This window comes from Nitrosopumilus sp. S4 (genome assembly GCF_054515835.1).
Genome location: NZ_CM137258.1, coordinates 957,731 through 973,908 on the forward strand (window position 1 = coordinate 957,731; position 16,178 = coordinate 973,908).

The following is a 16,178-nucleotide window of genomic DNA, read 5'->3' on the forward strand; positions in this document are numbered from 1 at the left end:
GATGCCATAGGCTATAAAAAAGCCAAAAACAGGTCAAATAACCTGCAAATGAGAAAAATACCAAAATCATGACATGTTTGGGGTGAAAATACCCCCCTTATTCTAGAAAAATGTGTGTCCAAATGCACATGCAGTAGGTAAAATCATAATTTTGAATAAGAAATACATGCATTACTTGGCTTTACAGATCAATGAATCGGCAATAAACCAATCCTTTGAATCAACAAACAATGCTTTTGATTCGTTTAGAATTTTTTCATCTGACTTGTTTTTACAAATTTCCAACTGGATATCATCAATTTTAGAAAACTTTCTAAAATGAGCAATTTTGTAAAATTATGCCTAGGCGTTAAACCCCCCATGAATTTTAGTACATTTAGGCACATTATGAAATTTTCAAAAACATGCGTTTTGAGGGGGGGTGTAACACTTGTGCCTAGATATGAAATGCAACCATCAATCCACCAAGCTCTCCCAGCTAAACATGTATGATCTTTTAGAGTCGTGCGTAAAAGCTAAACCCCCAAATTTTATTCAGAAAATAAAGAAAAAAGAGAGTAAAAATTACTCAAATGAAGCATTGGTAATACACAGATTTGTAATTGTGTTACCGGTGGCAAGTCCTACAATTTCAAACGAAGCAACAGCATCAACTGTATTATCATTCAAAACGCTTACAGGAACATTACCAACTGTGATGGTTTTTCCACTAACTTTGATTGGGTAATCAGGAGAAACTCCTGGAACACCACCGTTAGTTGCAATAGAACTTGCTACATCAACCTCAAGACCAGAGCTCCCATCAACAGCAGCACACTCAGGTGTTGCAGCTTTTAGATCAAGGATATGAGCATGGAATAAAGGTCCATCATTTGCTTGTGTAAAGGCAAAATCCAATAAACCTACTGGGTTTGGACATCGGTTATTGTTTGCATTTCCTTGAACAGGACTGTCTGATGCACACATGTGTGTGGTTAGTGCCAAAACATTGTTTCCAACACCATCATCTGTAATCAACGCATAACCATAGGCTCCTAATTGACCATTATTTTTAATCGGTCCATCAGTTGTAATTGTTGCCTTAAGGAATTCTTCACCATCAATCTCAGCAACAGTAACTTCAGTATCCGTTACCAAATGTCCTGCTTTTTTACCTGCATCTGCACTTTGTGCAACTACAAGAGAAAAAGCAAAAACAGCCGCCAAAGTAATGGCAAAAATTGTTCTTGTTTTAGTCATTGGTACAAGTCCCGAACATGAGAAATAAAAGAGTAACTGTGCGTAATATGAAAATATTACAAACATAGTATTTTAGAAAAAAGATCAAAACCAAAGGATGAGAACAATGACTAAAACCCTAAGGTTTGATCTAATTACACTAGGAAACTTTACCACATAACCCTGTGCATGTAAAAAATATTACAGATACTTTAGATCTCATAAAAATAGTCAGGATTAGGTAGGGCATTTTGATGAAAAAGTACTCTTAGGAATAATTTTACTCTGAAAACAGTATAATTTCAAGAAAAATTCTAGCAAAAAAAGTCTCAAAAATCAATATTTCAGGATAAATTATCGTTTCAACTATATACCAAAATAAATCAGATTTTTCATGGCAGGACTTGGACTTGTTATTGTAATTGGTGCAATTATTGCTTCAATGGGTGCTGCAATGTACATGTACACACAATATCAGACCAATTTCATTGAAACAGTAGCAGGACAAACAGTCACTGTTGGTCCAGTAGAGTACATCATTACATTTGAGGGGACAAATGAAGGAAGTAAGGAAGTCTCACCAGAAAACACATTTGTCAAGATCGGAATCACTGCAAAAAACAACGGAGATGAAAAAACTTTGTTGTCAGGCGGACAATTCTATCTTGTAGATGAGAAAGAACAAAAACACAAAGCAGTTTATGGAGAATTTTCTTCAAAAGACTTGTTGTTAGAGTGGTTAGAGCCAAACAAACCAGTAGAAAGAACAACACAGTTTGATATTCCATTTGATGATGAAAAAAAATACAAAATAATTATCAGACCACAAAAAGAACAATCAACAGTTGATACAGCTGTTGTTTGCATAACAAATTGTTGATCGCAATTTTCTAAAATGAAAAAAATGTGTCAAATTTTACTATAGTTTACGTAGTTATGTGTGACTTTTACCATATAACACTAATAACTTTTGAAAAATGTCATGGCAATATCCAAAGCCAAACGCGCAGAAGCAGCTAAAAAAGCAGCACGTACTCGAAAGAGAAATGCAGCTAAAAAAGCAGCTGAAGCAGCAAAAGCAGCTGCATCTCGAAAGAGAAAAGCAGCAGCACGAAAAGCAGCAGCAACCCGAAGTGGCGGAGCAAAGCGAAGAGCAGCTCCAAAACGTAGAACTGCAGCTAAAAAAGCAGCTCCAAAGAGAAAGGCAGCTAAACGCAAAGCCGCTCCAAAGAGAAGAACTGCAGCTAAAAAAGCAGCTCCAAAGAGAAAGGCAGCTAAACGCAAAGCCGCTCCAAAGAGAAAGGCAGCTAAACGTCGACGTTAAGCTGTCCTGCCAACTTTTTTCTTAATTTATTTTTATTATTTTTCAAATATTTCTAAATTCGAGTTTAGAAATATTTTATTCATTCATTTTTAATTCAGGTAAAACAAAGATTTTGTTTGGTTTTATTTTTAGAATAATTCTTTTTTCTTCATCACGTTTGAAAGGATAATGATTACGGTTCATGTATTGCTGTGTAAGTTTGTCTGCATGTTTGTAATCATAATCAGGAATTATTTTTTCAACTGTTCCACGAATTGTTGTCATATCAAGTGGATTATCTTTTGATACAACAGAAACTGCAACACGAGGATCACGTAAAATATTTTTGTGTTTTACTCTGCCTTCTGCAGTATTGATCAAGATATATCCATCTTCATAGTTTGCCCATACTGGAGACACTTGTGGTGAACCATCTTTCATTATTGTTGCAACAAATACTAAATTTTTTTCAGAAAACAGTTTTACAACTTTTTGATCAATCAATTCTCATCACGCCATATAGTTGGGAGTTTTTCTATCATTGTAATGATTTCTAATGCTTTTTCATTGTCTTTTTCTTGCATTGCAACTGAAAACTCATATCCCAATCTGATCGCTTCAGGTGAAAGATCTTTTATTGATTCAAGATCACGACCTTCAATGCGTATTCTCTCACCAATTGCACACATCTTCCAATTATCAGACATGTTCTGATGTTCTTGTGTTAGATCACTTTGTACTTGCGTTCTCCAATTAGTCAAAGTCATCTTTTGGATTAGATCTTCTGTTTTTTGACTGTAAAATACACGAACCATGATAAGATTTCAATAAAGAAATACTTAGAGGTTTTGCCGTTATTTTTTGCTAGAATTTTCTAACACATTAGTCATTGCTCTATTCATGATTTCCATTACCAAGTATTGAGAATACTCTGGTGATTTTTTTCCTTTTGTTTTGGTAGTTTTTGGTGCCAGTCCTTTGAGAATTTTTTCAATCTTTGTAGACGTGTTATCAATTATTTTGGAATATGTAGATTCAAAGTTTTCAGGAGTCTGAAAATCCAAAAGCTTTGTGGATGTACTATAGTATTTTGTTATGGCTCCTCTTGATTCCTCAATTTTTGCAATCTCAATTAGTCCAGTTTCTTTAAGAATTTCTAAATGATGTCGAACTGTAGTGAGTGCTTTTTTGTATCCAGTCTTCTTTAGAGCAGTTGAAATCTGGTCAGCAGATAATGCCTGATGATATAAAATTTCAACTATTTTTGCACGTGCAGGGTCTTCAATTGCACGTGCATGTTCAGTACTTGTCGTAACAATACGATTAACTTTGATTTGTTTTTCTAACAACGTAGACATGATAATACCCTCTTTACATCTGATCTAAAAGATCCTTGTATCATATTTTTTTGTCTAATCGCATCAATTTTTGTATACTCTAATAATTCTAGTAGTAATATCAAATATATCATCATCACTACAAGATTTATTGTAATGCAATCAGAATTATTGATAGCAATACAACTAATTTAGTATAGATTGAATGTTTCTTGTAATGGTTTGAAAAATATTAGAAAATATCAAAAAACGACAGCTTTGAAAAGTTATGTTGTCAAAATACCTGTCAGGGAGTATTTTTTGAAAAATCAAATATACAATTCGAGTTGAGAAAAAGTTCTACGAACAGATTAGAGTTTAGATGCAGAAACAATGGCTTGTCTAATGTCAGCCAGTCTTTCATTGAAGACCTCAGAAATTAAATTCATCATCTCAAATGTAGATTCAGCGTTTTGGGGCAGATTGTTGTCAGTAAGTTTGTTATTCATGTAATCAGTGGATTTTGCAACAAATGAATGATATACCATTCCAAAGATGCAATCATGAATATCAACATCCCAATTTGCAGAATTTACCATATTAGAGTACGAAGGAATTTGATTGATCACAATATCAAGTAGTGTCTCAAGTTCTTTTTTGTCTTCAGATTCCATGATAATCTTACAAGTGAAACACTAAAGAGTATTTCCAGTTAATTTTTCATAAGCAATTACATATCTCTGAGTCATTTTTTCAATAATCTCATCAGGGATTTGAGGCGGAATTGGTTCTTCTCCGTTTTTACGTGCATCATCGAATTGCTTTTGATATCCATTTGCAGTTAACCAGTCACGCAAAAGCTGCTTGTCATAGGCTTCTTGTATTTTCCCAACTTCAAAGGAGTCCTTTGGCCACAGCCTATACTCATCAGGTCCTATAGAGTCACCCAAGGTAATTTGATCATCTAAAATCCCAAACTCTAGTTTTAGATCTGCTAAAATAAAACCAGCCTTATCTGCAATTTGAGCCATATTTTTGTAAATTTCAATAGAAGTCTTCTTCAGCCAATTGTATTGTTCTTCATTTACCAGACTCATCTCAAGTGCCTTTTCTTTGTTAATTGGAATATCGTGTTCAGACTTTGTTGTAGGATCAAATATGGGTTCAGGCAGTTTTGCAGCTAGTGTAGTATCTGTTCCTTCAGGTACAGTGACTTCACCGTTTTTCCACCTGCTCACAAGACTACCATAAAAATAGCCACGAACAACGCACTCTATTGGCAGCATCCTCATTTTTTTAACAATAATTTCTGTGTCTGATTCCCGTCTAACAAAATGATTTGGGACTTTTAATTCATTAAACCAAAATTCTGCAAATTTGCACAATACTTCTCCTTTTTTTGGAATATCTTGTTTGAATTTTACATCATATGCAGATACCCTATTTGAAAATTTGAATAGTAAAGTTGACTCATCTACATCATAAAGATCCTTTACCTTTCCACTTGTAAGAAACTTCAAGCATTCATACTAGAAAATCAAGGAATTTAACTGCTAGCAAAATGTTCAAGAGCCCATCATGCCAACCATTTTTGGCATCTCTCGATATGCTTTGTTTACAAAAATATCATTATCAGCTGATATCATTACAAATTCCATAGGGTTTTCAGGAGGAGGGGAAACAATAATTTTTTGCCCAGCTTTGATAGTTCCAAGATCCAAGGTATCACCTGAACCAAAATTAACATGAACATTGGTCAGAGGTTGTGAACCCGTATTTTGTATTGTTACTCGTCCCATGACAAACAAATTTTGTTTATCCAAAATAGGATCAACGAATATATCATAATCTTGAGTCGAGATAGACAATTTCAAAATATCAGAGCCAAAAATAACGGCCATTATACCAATAGCGGCGATACCAACTCCGATTAAAATGCTGTATTGTTTCACGGAGTATATGGGCTGTTTAGATTTAAGAACTTTTTTTGAAACTATTAATTTTATAAGATGTATTACAATTCATGGAAGAAAGATTCTTTATTGTGCCGGCTCTGATAATTGCTGCAGTAGGAATCTTTGTTGGAAGTAGACTATGGATTTTGTTTAAAAAATAACTTATTCTTTAACTTCAACGCCATTCCAAAATGCCACCATTCCCTTAATTTTGGAGGCAGCATCATTTGGTTCAGCATAATACCAAGCGCAATCTTTGTTGGTTTTCCCATTTACAGTCACAGAATAATAGTTGGCCATTCCCTTCCAACCACAAAAAGAAGTCATGTCTGTCTTTTGAAAATATTCTTTTTTTATTGCTTCAAATGGAAAGTAGTGATTCCCTTCAACTACTACAGTATCATTGCTTTCAGCAATTACCACATCATTCCAAATTGCTTTCATGTTGTACAAGTTTTGTTTTGTATATATAAGAAAAGCCCATGATTTAATCCTAGTTAGAAATTCAGGATTATTTGCCGTCTTGTTCAGGAATTACTGAAAGAGTTGTAGTTGAAAGAACATGAGGTATTTTTCGGATATGTTTTGTGATTACATTCTCAATTTCTTCATAAGTAGTTGCTTCAAGTTTAACAAAAATATCATAGACACCAAAAGTACCTTTTGCTTCTTTTACAAGTTCTAATTGAAGCAATTCTTTCATGACCTCCATCTCATGAGCCATCTCACTTTTTACAAGAACATAGGAAGTTTCCATCTATTCACCCTTCATCTCTTCTCTACTTCTAAATTCAGGAGTAATCCCTAATGATTCATAGTTTCCAGTAGAGCATGTAAAACACATCGAATCTTTTGGAATACCTACAGCAGCAGCCAAATTTTCAGCATCATTGTATCCTAAAAAGTCTGCACCAATACTCTGTCTTACCATCTCAGTGATTTCGTCCTGATTCATTTCTTTTCCATTAGAGAATGTCGCTAGTTCTTCTTGAGAAGGAAAATCAATGCCAGCATAGCAAGGATATTTGATAGGAGGGTATGTAATCACCATACTAATTTTTCTAGCACCAGCCCTGCGAAGTGCCTTGATAATTGCCTTTGAGCTAGTACCCCTTACAAGACTATCATCAATTACTACAACGTGTTTACCATCGATAATTTCTCTAATTGGAATAATCCATCTGTTAATTTCAATTCTATCTGATTGATGAGGCTCGATAAAACTTCGTAGTGGGCCTTTTTTGCTATATCTGTCTTTTAGTAATCCTTCATCAAAGGAGACACCTAATTCTTGTGCATATCCTAATGCTGCAGGTCTAGCAGAATCAGGAACAGGTATTACCAAGTCTGCATCTTTGATTGGGAATTTCTTTGCTAAAAATCTCCCAATATTTTTTCGTGCAACATAGATGTTCGTTCCCTCCATGTTACTTGAAGGGTGAGCAAAGTAAGTAAATTCAAATGAGCAGTGTGCACGTTTTGTATCATCGGAGAACATTTCAGTCTCCAATCCTTTTTGGCTTAGTTTGATTAATTCCCCAGGATTAACATTTCGCTGTAATTTAGCACCAACTGCAGAAACTGCAGATGATTCAGATGCAACAATGTATGTGTTATCAGATTCTTTGTGACCTAACACCATTGGACGGAATCCTTTTGGATCACGTGCTGCATAAACAGAATTGTCATCAGAGATAAATGTAAAACAGTAAGAGCCCACCATCTCATTTTTTAAAATCGATAGTGCTTTTCCCATCTGTCCATTTTCAGAAATTAATGAAACAAGTCTTTGAGCGGCAACCAATGTATCACTTGCATTTTGAGGGGTAAATGAGCAACCACCAACTAAATTTGATAATTCCTGAACATTTGCAATTGTTCCATTATGAGCAATGCAAAGATCTTTTACTTTGAGAGGCTGTGCATTCTCAAGAGAACTTCTACCCATAGTAGAATATCTCACATGGCCAATAACTGCAGGAGATGCATACTCCTCAGATATAGATTTGAAATCAGATGATGCTGAGGATACAAGACCTAAGCGTTTTAGAGGAGTTTTGTTTGGAATAGCAATACCCCAAGCCTCTTGTCCTCTATGTTGGAGTGCTCTTAGTGCATCAATTGCCATTGGAACAACATTGGTCCCACTAAGACTAAAAATTCCAACTACACCGCAATTTTCCTTAACCATGAAGAACCAAATCCCTTAACGAATTTAACCAAGTTTTTTGCGCTTTATCAACTCTTAGATCTATGATCGACTTTGCTCCATGTGTGAATTCAATTTTCTCACCTTCAAATTTACCAATATTTGCAAAAACAGTCTTGTGTTTTTGGAGGATTTTTTCTAATTCTTTTAGATTTTTCTTTTCTACTACTAACAGATATCTTGAATGAGTCTCAGAAAACAAAATTCTGTCAGCATCTAATTTTTCTCCTGGAATTTTTTCAAGCAAAGTTTTGCAACCAATATTATTAGTCATACACAACTCAGATACAGCTACTGCCAATCCACCCTTTGAGCAATCATGGGCAGATTTTACAAGTTGCCTCTCAATAATTTCTAATACAGAATTCATGTTCTTCTTTGATTCATCAAAATTTACAACAGGACATTTTCCGCCAATAAATTTGTGAATATATTCAAAATATTCTGAACCGCCCATCTCATCTTTGGTGGCACCTACCATTACAAGACAATCCCCATCTGAGATTTTTTGAGAGATTAAGGGTTTTTTCTCAATTAATCCTAAAACACCAATTACAGGAGTTGGTTTTATTGGTCCTTTTGTGGTTTCGTTGTATAGACTGACTTTACCACCAACGCATGGAATCTTGAAAAACTTTGCAAAATCAGTCAAGCCTTTTAGGGATTCTAAAAATGTCCAAAATATTTCAGGATCTTTTGGGTTTCCAAATTGAAGATGATCAAGCATTCCAATTGGTTTTGCTCCAGTACATACAACATTTCTGCATGCCTCTTCAAAACAACCAATTGCACCCTCTCGCGGATTGATAAAACAGTGCTTAGGGTTGCCATCAATTTTTGCAGATAAAAATTTACCATTATCTAATCGCAACACAGATGCATCTCTTCCAGGTTTAACAACAGTTCTAATTCCAACTTCATGATCATACTGAGAATAAATCCAGATTTTACTAGCAATATTAGGTGATGCTAAAAACTTCATCATCATTTTAGAATAGTCAGATATTGGTTTGAGTTTCTTTTCATTTTCAATTGAATCAAGATAAGCAGGTTTTTTTGAAGGCAAATCAAGTAAGGTTGCATTTGCAACAACATCAGTTGGAAGATTTGCATATGTCTTCTTGCCTTTTTTGACATGCATTTTCTTATCAGAGGTCACATGTCCAATAACAGAACAACCAATATGGAATTTTTTACAAATTTCTTCTAGTTTTTTTAATTTCGTTTTACTGGTAACAATCAACATTCGCTCTTGGGATTCAGAGACCATAATTTCATCAGGATGCATATCAGACTCTCTGGTGTGAACTTTTCCAACATCCATCTCAATTCCAATTTCAAGTGTATCAGCAGTCTCAGAGATTGCACAAGACAAGCCACCCCCACCAAGGTCTTTCATTGCATGAATCAGTTTCTGGTTTCTTGCCTCAAGAATTGCTTCAATGATTAATTTTTCAATAAATGGATCTGGGATTTGAACAGCAGAACGGTCTTCAGATTCTAATGAATCAGAAGCAAACTGAGAACCACCAATTCCATCTCTTCCAGTTGAACCACCTAACAAGACTACCAAGTCCCCTTTCTTTGAATGATTTTTTATCAGATTTTCTTTTTTTCCAAATCCAATTGCTGCTACATCAACTAGAGCGTAATTTTCATAACAATCATCAAATTCCACTTCCCCACCAATGGTCGGAATGCCTAAACAATTACCATAGTCTGCAATTCCGGTTACTGCATTTTTGAATAACCACCTTGCCTGTTGATCTTTTTCAATATCTCCAAATCGTAATCCGTCAAAAATAGCAATAGGCCTAGTTCCAGCAGATAAAATATCTCTGATTACACCACCAACTCCAGTTGCAGCACCACCATAGGGCTCAACTGCAGATGGATGATTATGACTTTCAATGTGAGCAGTGACAACATATCCACCACCAACATCTAAGACTCCTGAATCATATCCTTTTTCAACAATTACCAATGGTCCTTTCATTGGTAACATTTTGAGATGTTTTTTTGATGATTTGTAAGAGCAGTGTTCTGACCATTCTGCAGCTACAATTTGTAGTTCAGTAGATGTAGGACTTCTTCCAATCTTTGATTTTAGTTCTTCAAGTTCTTGAGGTTCTAAACTCAATTTTTAACACCCATTTTTACCATTAATGATTCAAAAATTCTAGAAGAAGGTTTGTTATCAATTGGATTAATTTCAGATTCGGTAGCACGTTCTGGGTGTGGCATCATACCAACAACGTTTCCATCTTCATTGCATACACCTGCAATTTTATCAGTTGAACCATTAACAACTTCTTCATATCTAAATACAATCTGGTTTTTCTTTTTGATTTCTTTTAGAGTATTCTCATCCACATAGTATCTACCTTCACCATTTGCAATGGGGATAGGGATTTTCTCATGAGGTTTAAACTGGTTTGTAAATGGAGTCTTATTATTTTCTACTATCAGATTTGTCCACTCACACATAAAATTCAGAGATTCATTTTTGAGTAAAACGCCCGGAAGTAATCCGGCTTCAACTAGGATTTGAAAGCCGTTACATACACCTAAAATCGGAATTCCTTTTTCAGCCATCTTTTGAACATCCTTAATCACAGGACTATGAGCTGCAATTACGCCTGCACGTAATCTATCTCCATAAGAGAAGCCACCAGGCAAAATTACCGCATCAATATTTTTTGGAAGGCCTTTTTCATGCCAAAAATATTGAGCATCAAGATGAAATACATCAGTTAGTACATGATACATATCACGATCGCAGTTACTACCAGGAAAAACTACAACTCCAACCTTCACACCAGCAATTACATTCAGCAATATTTAATCTGAATCGAGTGCGAGATTATTTGTTAGGAATGCTTTGCGATCTTTAATCTTAAAAAAATCATAACAGACATTGTTTTATTTAGGTAAATTTCACACAAAAACATGCGAGCACTAATTTTTGCATTGATTCCATTAATTCTTTCTATCGGGCTTTTACCAGCAGTTGTATTTTCAGAAGGAATAGACTCACCAAGAAAACAAATGTCAAAGGGAGTTTCTGCAGAAGATGTGATTTGCAAGGGAGGTTTTACCTTAATGATTAGAATGTCAGGCGATGCAGCTTGTGTTACATCTACCACTGCAGAGAAACTACAACTAAAAGGTTGGGGAATAATTGAAAAACAATTTAGTGCAGAATCTGAAATAACGGAGACTGAATTAAATGAAGAGTTAGATGTATCGGGTGAAAGTTCAACGGATGATACTAAAGGGACCAACCATAGTGTGGAATTAAAAGAATCTGTAGGATTGAAAGGAAACTAGAAAATTTAGTTTAATAGATATTAAATTTCACGACAACTAAAAGTCACTTTGCTTACCATAGGATTGTAAATTCTGAGATCATCACAAATTTCTTGAATTTTTGATTGTGCAGTTTTTTTATCTTTTTCTTTTATAGTGAATTTGAGCATCTTTGCAGTCTTAATTTTGGAAACTGTTTTGTGAGTTCCTTTAAGAACAAGATCATTTAGTATTGTCTGACCTTCAGGATCACTGATGCCAGGTTTGTTTTCAATCACAACATCAACTTCAAATGCAGCCATTAGTAATTTGCAAATTAAAAATGAGGTTAATCTATCTTCCGACTAACTATTAATTGACAATGTATTAGAAATACATTGTACCCTTTTTCATACCTAAAAACTACCTAAAGAAATATCATATTTTGTACGCATGAGGTCTATATCTATTCTTAGTTATAATTCCATTTTATGAAATCCAAATTGAAATTCTTTTTGATTGGTTCTTCACATTATTTACAAGAACCATCAATAGAAGATAGTGATGATGTGCCAATCAAAAGTATGTGTTGGCATCAAGGACATTTGTTTGCAGGTAACGAAGCACTACCTCAACCACCAAACGACATAAAGAAAACCTGTATTGTATGTGAACAAGAAATCACATTCTATTATCATTCAGATGAAGTAATGAAAAAGAAATTGATGGGTTTGGATATTTTACCAAATTAAGATATGTCCACTACCGAAACTTTTTCTGCTAAATCAAAATCTAATGTCGTAAAGAAACTCTCATCTAGTAAATGGCTTGATCCAGAAGAGCCACAGGTAATTTTGTATCAGGGCATGAGAAATTCAGGAAAAGGTGTTGCAGTAGATGCTACTGCAGAAAAACTCTACAATGAGGGCATATTGATTCTTCATCTTTGGGGTGCTAGAAGTTTTGAAAATCTCTATTGGGCAATTAACAAGAATTGTGGTGATCATTTTAGCAAGATGAAAGATGTAATGAATTATTATTTTGGTAAATTTGCAAAACCCCCAATCCAAATAGGCAAGATACCAGAATTTGAGAAATATCAGGGAATCTTAGAAGATTCTAAATTTATTAGATTTATTGAAAAAGATGGTAGAAAATTTGTAGAAGCAACGGAAAAAGGAATTAGTTTCTTAAAGGGAAATGAACTTCATTGTAAGTGTTCTAAAGCATATCCTATAGTTTGGCTAGTTCCAGATTATATCGAGGTAAATCAAGAATCACTTGATAGATTCAATGGTGTATTATGGAAAGATTTTGACGAATACAAGCAGTATAATTCAGAAATCACTACAGAACAGAAAAGATTACTCTTAGAGGGAAAACTAGCAAAACCTGAATATCTTAGACCTAAAGCACTAATCAAAGTTGCACAATTTACCACACCCTCATCAGCAAACAGAACTGAAATTTTCAAGAATGAATTTACTAAGATAGTTCTTGATGCTAGAAAAGAATCCAGAATCGTTGTAATGAACCCTGCAATCTTTGAGGGTCAAGTTGATAAATTTGAAACACTAACTGCAATAATCAAAATGATTCAATTCTTGATGAATAAATCAGGACATTTTACCCCTCTAAAAGAATCAGATGTCGGTAAAGAAAGAAAGTATTGGACTAAGAAACAGAAATCCCATCATAAAGTTGCAATCGTAATTAATGAACTGAGAAGTGTTGCACCTAGTTCTAAACTATCAGGTGAAGCAAAAGCAGGTCTATCAAAGAAAGCAATCTTTGATTTCATACCAGAAGCAAGACACTTCAAAACATGGTTTTTGGGCGATTATCAAAACCCCCAAGATTTGTATGATGGTGTAAGACATCAGGCAAATTTAGTAATTATCAAAAGAGCATCAAAGAACATTCTAGGTGAAGATTGGCGTTGGTTGTTTGATAAAGTTCAAAAAGATAGATTAGGTTTTGCTAAAAGATTTGGAATATCAAAACAAATAGAGAATATTGGACAACTGAAATTCTATGAAAGTAGATACCCAAAACTAAAGAAATACCTAGATGATAGAAGACCTGCACCCGATAATCTACCTGATAATGTGGGATATGTTACCTATGTGAATAATGAGTTTAGACGAGAAACAATCGGTATGCCAAAATTTCATCATAAACAATCTACAGAAGATTTCATCAATGATACAGGTATTCATTGGAAAACTGTAGAAAACAAAAAACCTACAGAAAGTAAGACATTGACAAAATCTGAACAAAAGAAATCAGTTCAAGCAAAAAAACAGATTAAAGATGATATTTGTAAAAAAATCCAAGTTTGGCGAGAAAAAGAGCAAAAGAGTTGGGAATTGATCAAAGATGAACTAACATTGCAAGAAAGTGAGGGGATTATACCCGATATGGGCTTTTCAACCAAAACAACTGTCTATCTTTCAAATTTTTACGGAACTTGGAAAAAGAAACAAACTGCATAATCTAGGTTCAATATTGCGTGAATAAGGGCATTTTTTGATGAATTTTGATGAATAATCCATGCCTAAATTCATTAATCATTCATTTTTTCATTTGATTTCCCTATAGATGTTGTATGATGAATTGATGAATGAAATGAGGATTATTTTTTTCCAATTCTGCTACTAAGTTAGAGTAATCTATAGCCATAACAAAACCGTCATGTATGTCGTGTGCGTGAAACATCACACTAAGTTGTTTCATCTAATGACTTTAGATATTTTTCATATTCATCAAATGCAGAATGAAATGTAAAGAACGCATCATTACAACAATTCTTAATCGTTGAGAAATACCATTCATATTCATCTCTCTTATTTGTTTCAGGTAAATCACTATCATCTTTCATATCTCTTGCCAAATCACCATAAGCAATCTCTTTATCTACAAACTGCATTATCCATTCAAAAAATGTCAATACTTTATCATCAGGCAAATGAATCTAATCCTTTTTCAGATATTGGTGTGATGGTTACAATTCTAGAACCTCTGGTGTAATCACCATCTCTTTTATTATATTTGACAACACTAATTTCATAACCCATTGCTCTCATGGGTGGTGTTAGTTGTTTGAGTTGTTTTCCTAACATCTTGACATCTTCTGGTAATCCTTTATCTTTTTTATCTGACCCTAAATCCAATATACCAAACAATTCATTCAGACTTGCAGTTTTTGCTAAGGGTATGATTTCTTTGGTAGTATCATCAATCTTTGAGTTTCTTTTCATCATTGCAACTAATAATGGAATCAAAGGATATTCTTCATTCAGACTTAGATTGGTATCGTCAATCTTTTCCCAATATCTGTTCAAGAAAGCATTATCTGAATTACCTAATACTCTGGATATTGCCTCACCCCAAATTGCAAATGTAGCCATTCTAGGCAATGATACACCATCTAATTCGTCTTCTACTGCATCAACTATTTTCATTGCCTTTTGGATAGTTTCAAAGATAACACCTAGAACAGATGGTCGTAATGCTTCTAATTTCTCATGGAATTTCTTATCTGTCATTCTTGCAGTTTTGTCAATTTTTGGCAATTCATAGAAGATTGAACGTTCTAGCAAATCAGGTTGATTGATACTAGGGTCAATACCATTTAGAATGATTTTTGACATTAGAATTAGACAAAATTCTGAATCATTTGTGTAAAGTCCACGTTTGATATATTGTGTACCTGTAACTGCTTTGCAAAGAAATTGAGATAATATTTTTATCAAAACATCAATATTATCAAAATTAGATAAATCTCTTTTAGATAACATGATTGCTAAATCATCTACATTATCAGGTAATGACAATGCGTTTTCACCCTCTGGATCAACTAATGATTTGATAGCACCTGATACCGTTGTTTTTGCTGAACCCTGTTCACCATGTAAAATTTTAATAGGAATTGGAAAACCCTTTAGGAAAAATGCTACTAAGTGAGATGTAAAGACTACTTTATCTGATTCTTGAATCCTACATAGTTTGACAAATTCATCTAATGCAGTAGGATTATCAAAGTTAGGTTCTTGTTGAATACTTTGTTTTGTTTTTGCACTAGGTGATTTTAGAAAGATTGGTGTATTATCATCTATTTCAGATTTGGTTATTTCATCTGTAGATATTTTGTAGATTGTACCATTATCATCTTGTAAATCATAGTATAGAGTATTGTCAAGAAATGCACTTCTACTAAAAACAGGTTTTGTAACTGTACCATTCAATAAAGCATAAGCGTGTAAGTTTGTAATTCCTGATTTGTATGTACTTTCAGAATAAATTTCATCATAGACATTTTGGGTTTTCACTCTAATCATTTGATCAAAGGTAGGGGAAAACACATCAATCCAATGGGGTTTATCATTTAGTTTTACTTGAATGATAATTTGACTAGTATCATTTTCTGATTTGATTTGATTCTCAATGATTGAATTTCCTACATTGAACACCTTAACAGTTGCAGGTATTTTATCATCATCATCTTTGTTTAGAACTACTTTAGGTGGTTCAACTAATTCTTGTGGTTTTTCAAATACACCTGAATATCTGTCATAATTTGCTATTTTGAATTTGATTATGTTTTCATTCATCATAGAATCCACACTAGAACCAATACTAACCTGTAGAACTTCTGCGATTGCTCGGTACAGGGTTTTATGGATTCTTTCTTTTCTGTAGATTGTGATTAATTCTTTAATTTCATCATCAAAATCATCATAATCAATCTCGATAGGGGAATTACTAACGGGGATTCCCTCTATCAAAATAATATACTTGTATTTCTCATCAATCTTAAAAGAATTGAAAAACTCTTTGAAAATATCAGTTATCGCAGAATCGGTATGTGTCATTTAACATCAATCCAT

20 protein-coding genes are annotated in these 16,178 nt (G+C 34.0%); 5 read left to right on the forward strand and 15 right to left on the reverse strand.

Annotation, left to right across the window (positions count from 1 at the left end; all coding sequences use genetic code 11):
* Positions 1 to 564: 564 nt before the first annotated feature.
* Entirely contained in the window at positions 565 to 1,239 is a 675-nt protein-coding gene (locus ACX119_RS05425) for a hypothetical protein (protein ID WP_459350284.1), read from the reverse strand.
* A 373-nt stretch (positions 1,240 to 1,612) separates the two neighbouring features.
* Between ACX119_RS05425 and ACX119_RS05430 the strand changes: the two genes are divergently transcribed.
* A complete protein-coding gene (locus tag ACX119_RS05430; RefSeq protein WP_459350285.1) occupies positions 1,613 to 2,098 on the forward strand; it encodes a DUF4352 domain-containing protein in 486 nt (161 codons plus the stop codon).
* Between the two features lie 102 nt (positions 2,099 to 2,200).
* Positions 2,201 to 2,542, forward strand: coding sequence for a hypothetical protein (locus tag ACX119_RS05435; RefSeq protein WP_459350286.1), 342 nt, complete (start codon positions 2,201 to 2,203; stop codon positions 2,540 to 2,542).
* A gap of 75 nt (positions 2,543 to 2,617) precedes the next feature.
* Here the strand turns inward: ACX119_RS05435 and ACX119_RS05440 are convergent, their stop codons facing one another.
* From ACX119_RS05440 to purQ, 11 genes are all read right to left on the reverse strand, one after another.
* Positions 2,618 to 3,022, reverse strand: coding sequence for a PPOX class F420-dependent oxidoreductase (locus tag ACX119_RS05440; protein WP_459352000.1), 405 nt, complete (start codon positions 3,020 to 3,022; stop codon positions 2,618 to 2,620).
* A complete protein-coding gene (locus ACX119_RS05445; RefSeq protein WP_459350287.1) occupies positions 3,022 to 3,336 on the reverse strand; it encodes a hypothetical protein in 315 nt (104 codons plus the stop codon). Before ACX119_RS05445 ends, ACX119_RS05440 begins: the two co-directional genes overlap by 1 nt.
* 39 nt (positions 3,337 to 3,375) lie before the next feature.
* On the reverse strand, positions 3,376 to 3,879 hold the full coding sequence (locus ACX119_RS05450) for a helix-turn-helix domain-containing protein (protein WP_459350288.1): 504 nt from the start codon (positions 3,877 to 3,879) through the stop codon (positions 3,376 to 3,378).
* A gap of 329 nt (positions 3,880 to 4,208) precedes the next feature.
* Positions 4,209 to 4,511, reverse strand: coding sequence for a hypothetical protein (locus ACX119_RS05455; protein WP_459350289.1), 303 nt, complete (start codon positions 4,509 to 4,511; stop codon positions 4,209 to 4,211).
* A gap of 21 nt (positions 4,512 to 4,532) precedes the next feature.
* Entirely contained in the window at positions 4,533 to 5,357 is an 825-nt protein-coding gene (gene purC, locus ACX119_RS05460; protein WP_459350290.1) for a phosphoribosylaminoimidazolesuccinocarboxamide synthase, read from the reverse strand.
* A gap of 45 nt (positions 5,358 to 5,402) precedes the next feature.
* Positions 5,403 to 5,738: a hypothetical protein gene (locus ACX119_RS05465; RefSeq protein ID WP_459350291.1), complete on the reverse strand. Its 336-nt coding sequence runs from the start codon at positions 5,736 to 5,738 to the stop codon at positions 5,403 to 5,405.
* A 216-nt stretch (positions 5,739 to 5,954) separates the two neighbouring features.
* Positions 5,955 to 6,236 carry a DUF427 domain-containing protein gene (locus tag ACX119_RS05470; RefSeq protein ID WP_459350292.1) on the reverse strand — a complete coding sequence of 94 codons (282 nt, stop codon included), beginning with the start codon at positions 6,234 to 6,236 and terminating at the stop codon, positions 5,955 to 5,957.
* Positions 6,237 to 6,303: 67 nt separating this feature from the next.
* Positions 6,304 to 6,549 (reverse strand): Lrp/AsnC ligand binding domain-containing protein, encoded by a 246-nt coding sequence (locus tag ACX119_RS05475; protein WP_459350293.1) that lies wholly within the window; start codon positions 6,547 to 6,549, stop codon positions 6,304 to 6,306.
* Positions 6,550 to 7,983, reverse strand: a complete 1,434-nt coding sequence (gene purF, locus ACX119_RS05480; RefSeq protein WP_459350294.1) for an amidophosphoribosyltransferase — start codon at positions 7,981 to 7,983, stop codon at positions 6,550 to 6,552.
* The gene (purL, locus tag ACX119_RS05485) at positions 7,976 to 10,141 is read right to left on the reverse strand and encodes a phosphoribosylformylglycinamidine synthase subunit PurL (RefSeq protein ID WP_459350295.1); all 2,166 of its coding nucleotides are present in this window, start codon (positions 10,139 to 10,141) and stop codon (positions 7,976 to 7,978) included. The genes purF and purL overlap by 8 nt, the downstream gene beginning before the upstream one ends.
* Positions 10,138 to 10,818: a phosphoribosylformylglycinamidine synthase subunit PurQ gene (gene purQ, locus ACX119_RS05490; protein ID WP_459350296.1), complete on the reverse strand. Its 681-nt coding sequence runs from the start codon at positions 10,816 to 10,818 to the stop codon at positions 10,138 to 10,140. The genes purL and purQ overlap by 4 nt, the downstream gene beginning before the upstream one ends.
* 132 nt (positions 10,819 to 10,950) lie before the next feature.
* Between purQ and ACX119_RS05495 the strand changes: the two genes are divergently transcribed.
* A complete protein-coding gene (locus ACX119_RS05495; RefSeq protein ID WP_459350297.1) occupies positions 10,951 to 11,331 on the forward strand; it encodes a hypothetical protein in 381 nt (126 codons plus the stop codon).
* Between the two features lie 20 nt (positions 11,332 to 11,351).
* On the opposite strand, the gene purS is transcribed toward ACX119_RS05495, so the two are convergent.
* Positions 11,352 to 11,612, reverse strand: a complete 261-nt coding sequence (gene purS, locus ACX119_RS05500; RefSeq protein WP_459350298.1) for a phosphoribosylformylglycinamidine synthase subunit PurS — start codon at positions 11,610 to 11,612, stop codon at positions 11,352 to 11,354.
* Positions 11,613 to 11,780: 168 nt separating this feature from the next.
* Between purS and ACX119_RS05505 the strand changes: the two genes are divergently transcribed.
* Positions 11,781 to 12,041 carry a hypothetical protein gene (locus ACX119_RS05505; RefSeq protein ID WP_459350299.1) on the forward strand — a complete coding sequence of 87 codons (261 nt, stop codon included), beginning with the start codon at positions 11,781 to 11,783 and terminating at the stop codon, positions 12,039 to 12,041.
* A gap of 3 nt (positions 12,042 to 12,044) precedes the next feature.
* Complete coding sequence (locus tag ACX119_RS05510; protein ID WP_459350300.1) at positions 12,045 to 13,784, forward strand: hypothetical protein; 1,740 nt, start codon at positions 12,045 to 12,047, stop codon at positions 13,782 to 13,784.
* A 227-nt stretch (positions 13,785 to 14,011) separates the two neighbouring features.
* Here ACX119_RS05510 and ACX119_RS05515 read toward each other — a convergent pair whose 3' ends face one another.
* Both ACX119_RS05515 and ACX119_RS05520 read right to left on the reverse strand, forming a co-directional pair.
* Complete coding sequence (locus ACX119_RS05515) at positions 14,012 to 14,257, reverse strand: YozE family protein (protein WP_459350301.1); 246 nt, start codon at positions 14,255 to 14,257, stop codon at positions 14,012 to 14,014.
* The gene (locus ACX119_RS05520; RefSeq protein ID WP_459350302.1) at positions 14,250 to 16,163 is read right to left on the reverse strand and encodes a hypothetical protein; all 1,914 of its coding nucleotides are present in this window, start codon (positions 16,161 to 16,163) and stop codon (positions 14,250 to 14,252) included. The genes ACX119_RS05515 and ACX119_RS05520 overlap by 8 nt, the downstream gene beginning before the upstream one ends.
* Between the last annotated feature and the right edge of the window lie 15 nt (positions 16,164 to 16,178).

What these genes read in the sequence shown, in the direction of transcription:
- ACX119_RS05475 (WP_459350293.1), bottom strand. Translation starts at nt 6,549, where the DNA reads ATGGAAACTTCCTATGTTCTTGTAAAAAGTGAGATGGCTCATGAGATG.
- ACX119_RS05505 (WP_459350299.1), top strand. Translation starts at nt 11,781, where the DNA reads ATGAAATCCAAATTGAAATTCTTTTTGATTGGTTCTTCACATTATTTA.
- ACX119_RS05435 (WP_459350286.1), top strand. Translation starts at nt 2,201, where the DNA reads ATGGCAATATCCAAAGCCAAACGCGCAGAAGCAGCTAAAAAAGCAGCA.
- ACX119_RS05495 (WP_459350297.1), top strand. Translation starts at nt 10,951, where the DNA reads ATGCGAGCACTAATTTTTGCATTGATTCCATTAATTCTTTCTATCGGG.
- ACX119_RS05450 (WP_459350288.1), bottom strand. Translation starts at nt 3,879, where the DNA reads ATGTCTACGTTGTTAGAAAAACAAATCAAAGTTAATCGTATTGTTACG.
- ACX119_RS05465 (WP_459350291.1), bottom strand. Translation starts at nt 5,738, where the DNA reads ATGGCCGTTATTTTTGGCTCTGATATTTTGAAATTGTCTATCTCGACT.
- ACX119_RS05510 (WP_459350300.1), top strand. Translation starts at nt 12,045, where the DNA reads ATGTCCACTACCGAAACTTTTTCTGCTAAATCAAAATCTAATGTCGTA.
- ACX119_RS05455 (WP_459350289.1), bottom strand. Translation starts at nt 4,511, where the DNA reads ATGGAATCTGAAGACAAAAAAGAACTTGAGACACTACTTGATATTGTG.
- ACX119_RS05430 (WP_459350285.1), top strand. Translation starts at nt 1,613, where the DNA reads ATGGCAGGACTTGGACTTGTTATTGTAATTGGTGCAATTATTGCTTCA.
- purF (WP_459350294.1), bottom strand. Translation starts at nt 7,983, where the DNA reads ATGGTTAAGGAAAATTGCGGTGTAGTTGGAATTTTTAGTCTTAGTGGG.
- ACX119_RS05445 (WP_459350287.1), bottom strand. Translation starts at nt 3,336, where the DNA reads ATGGTTCGTGTATTTTACAGTCAAAAAACAGAAGATCTAATCCAAAAG.
- ACX119_RS05425 (WP_459350284.1), bottom strand. Translation starts at nt 1,239, where the DNA reads ATGACTAAAACAAGAACAATTTTTGCCATTACTTTGGCGGCTGTTTTT.
- ACX119_RS05470 (WP_459350292.1), bottom strand. Translation starts at nt 6,236, where the DNA reads ATGAAAGCAATTTGGAATGATGTGGTAATTGCTGAAAGCAATGATACT.
- purS (WP_459350298.1), bottom strand. Translation starts at nt 11,612, where the DNA reads ATGGCTGCATTTGAAGTTGATGTTGTGATTGAAAACAAACCTGGCATC.
- ACX119_RS05520 (WP_459350302.1), bottom strand. Translation starts at nt 16,163, where the DNA reads ATGACACATACCGATTCTGCGATAACTGATATTTTCAAAGAGTTTTTC.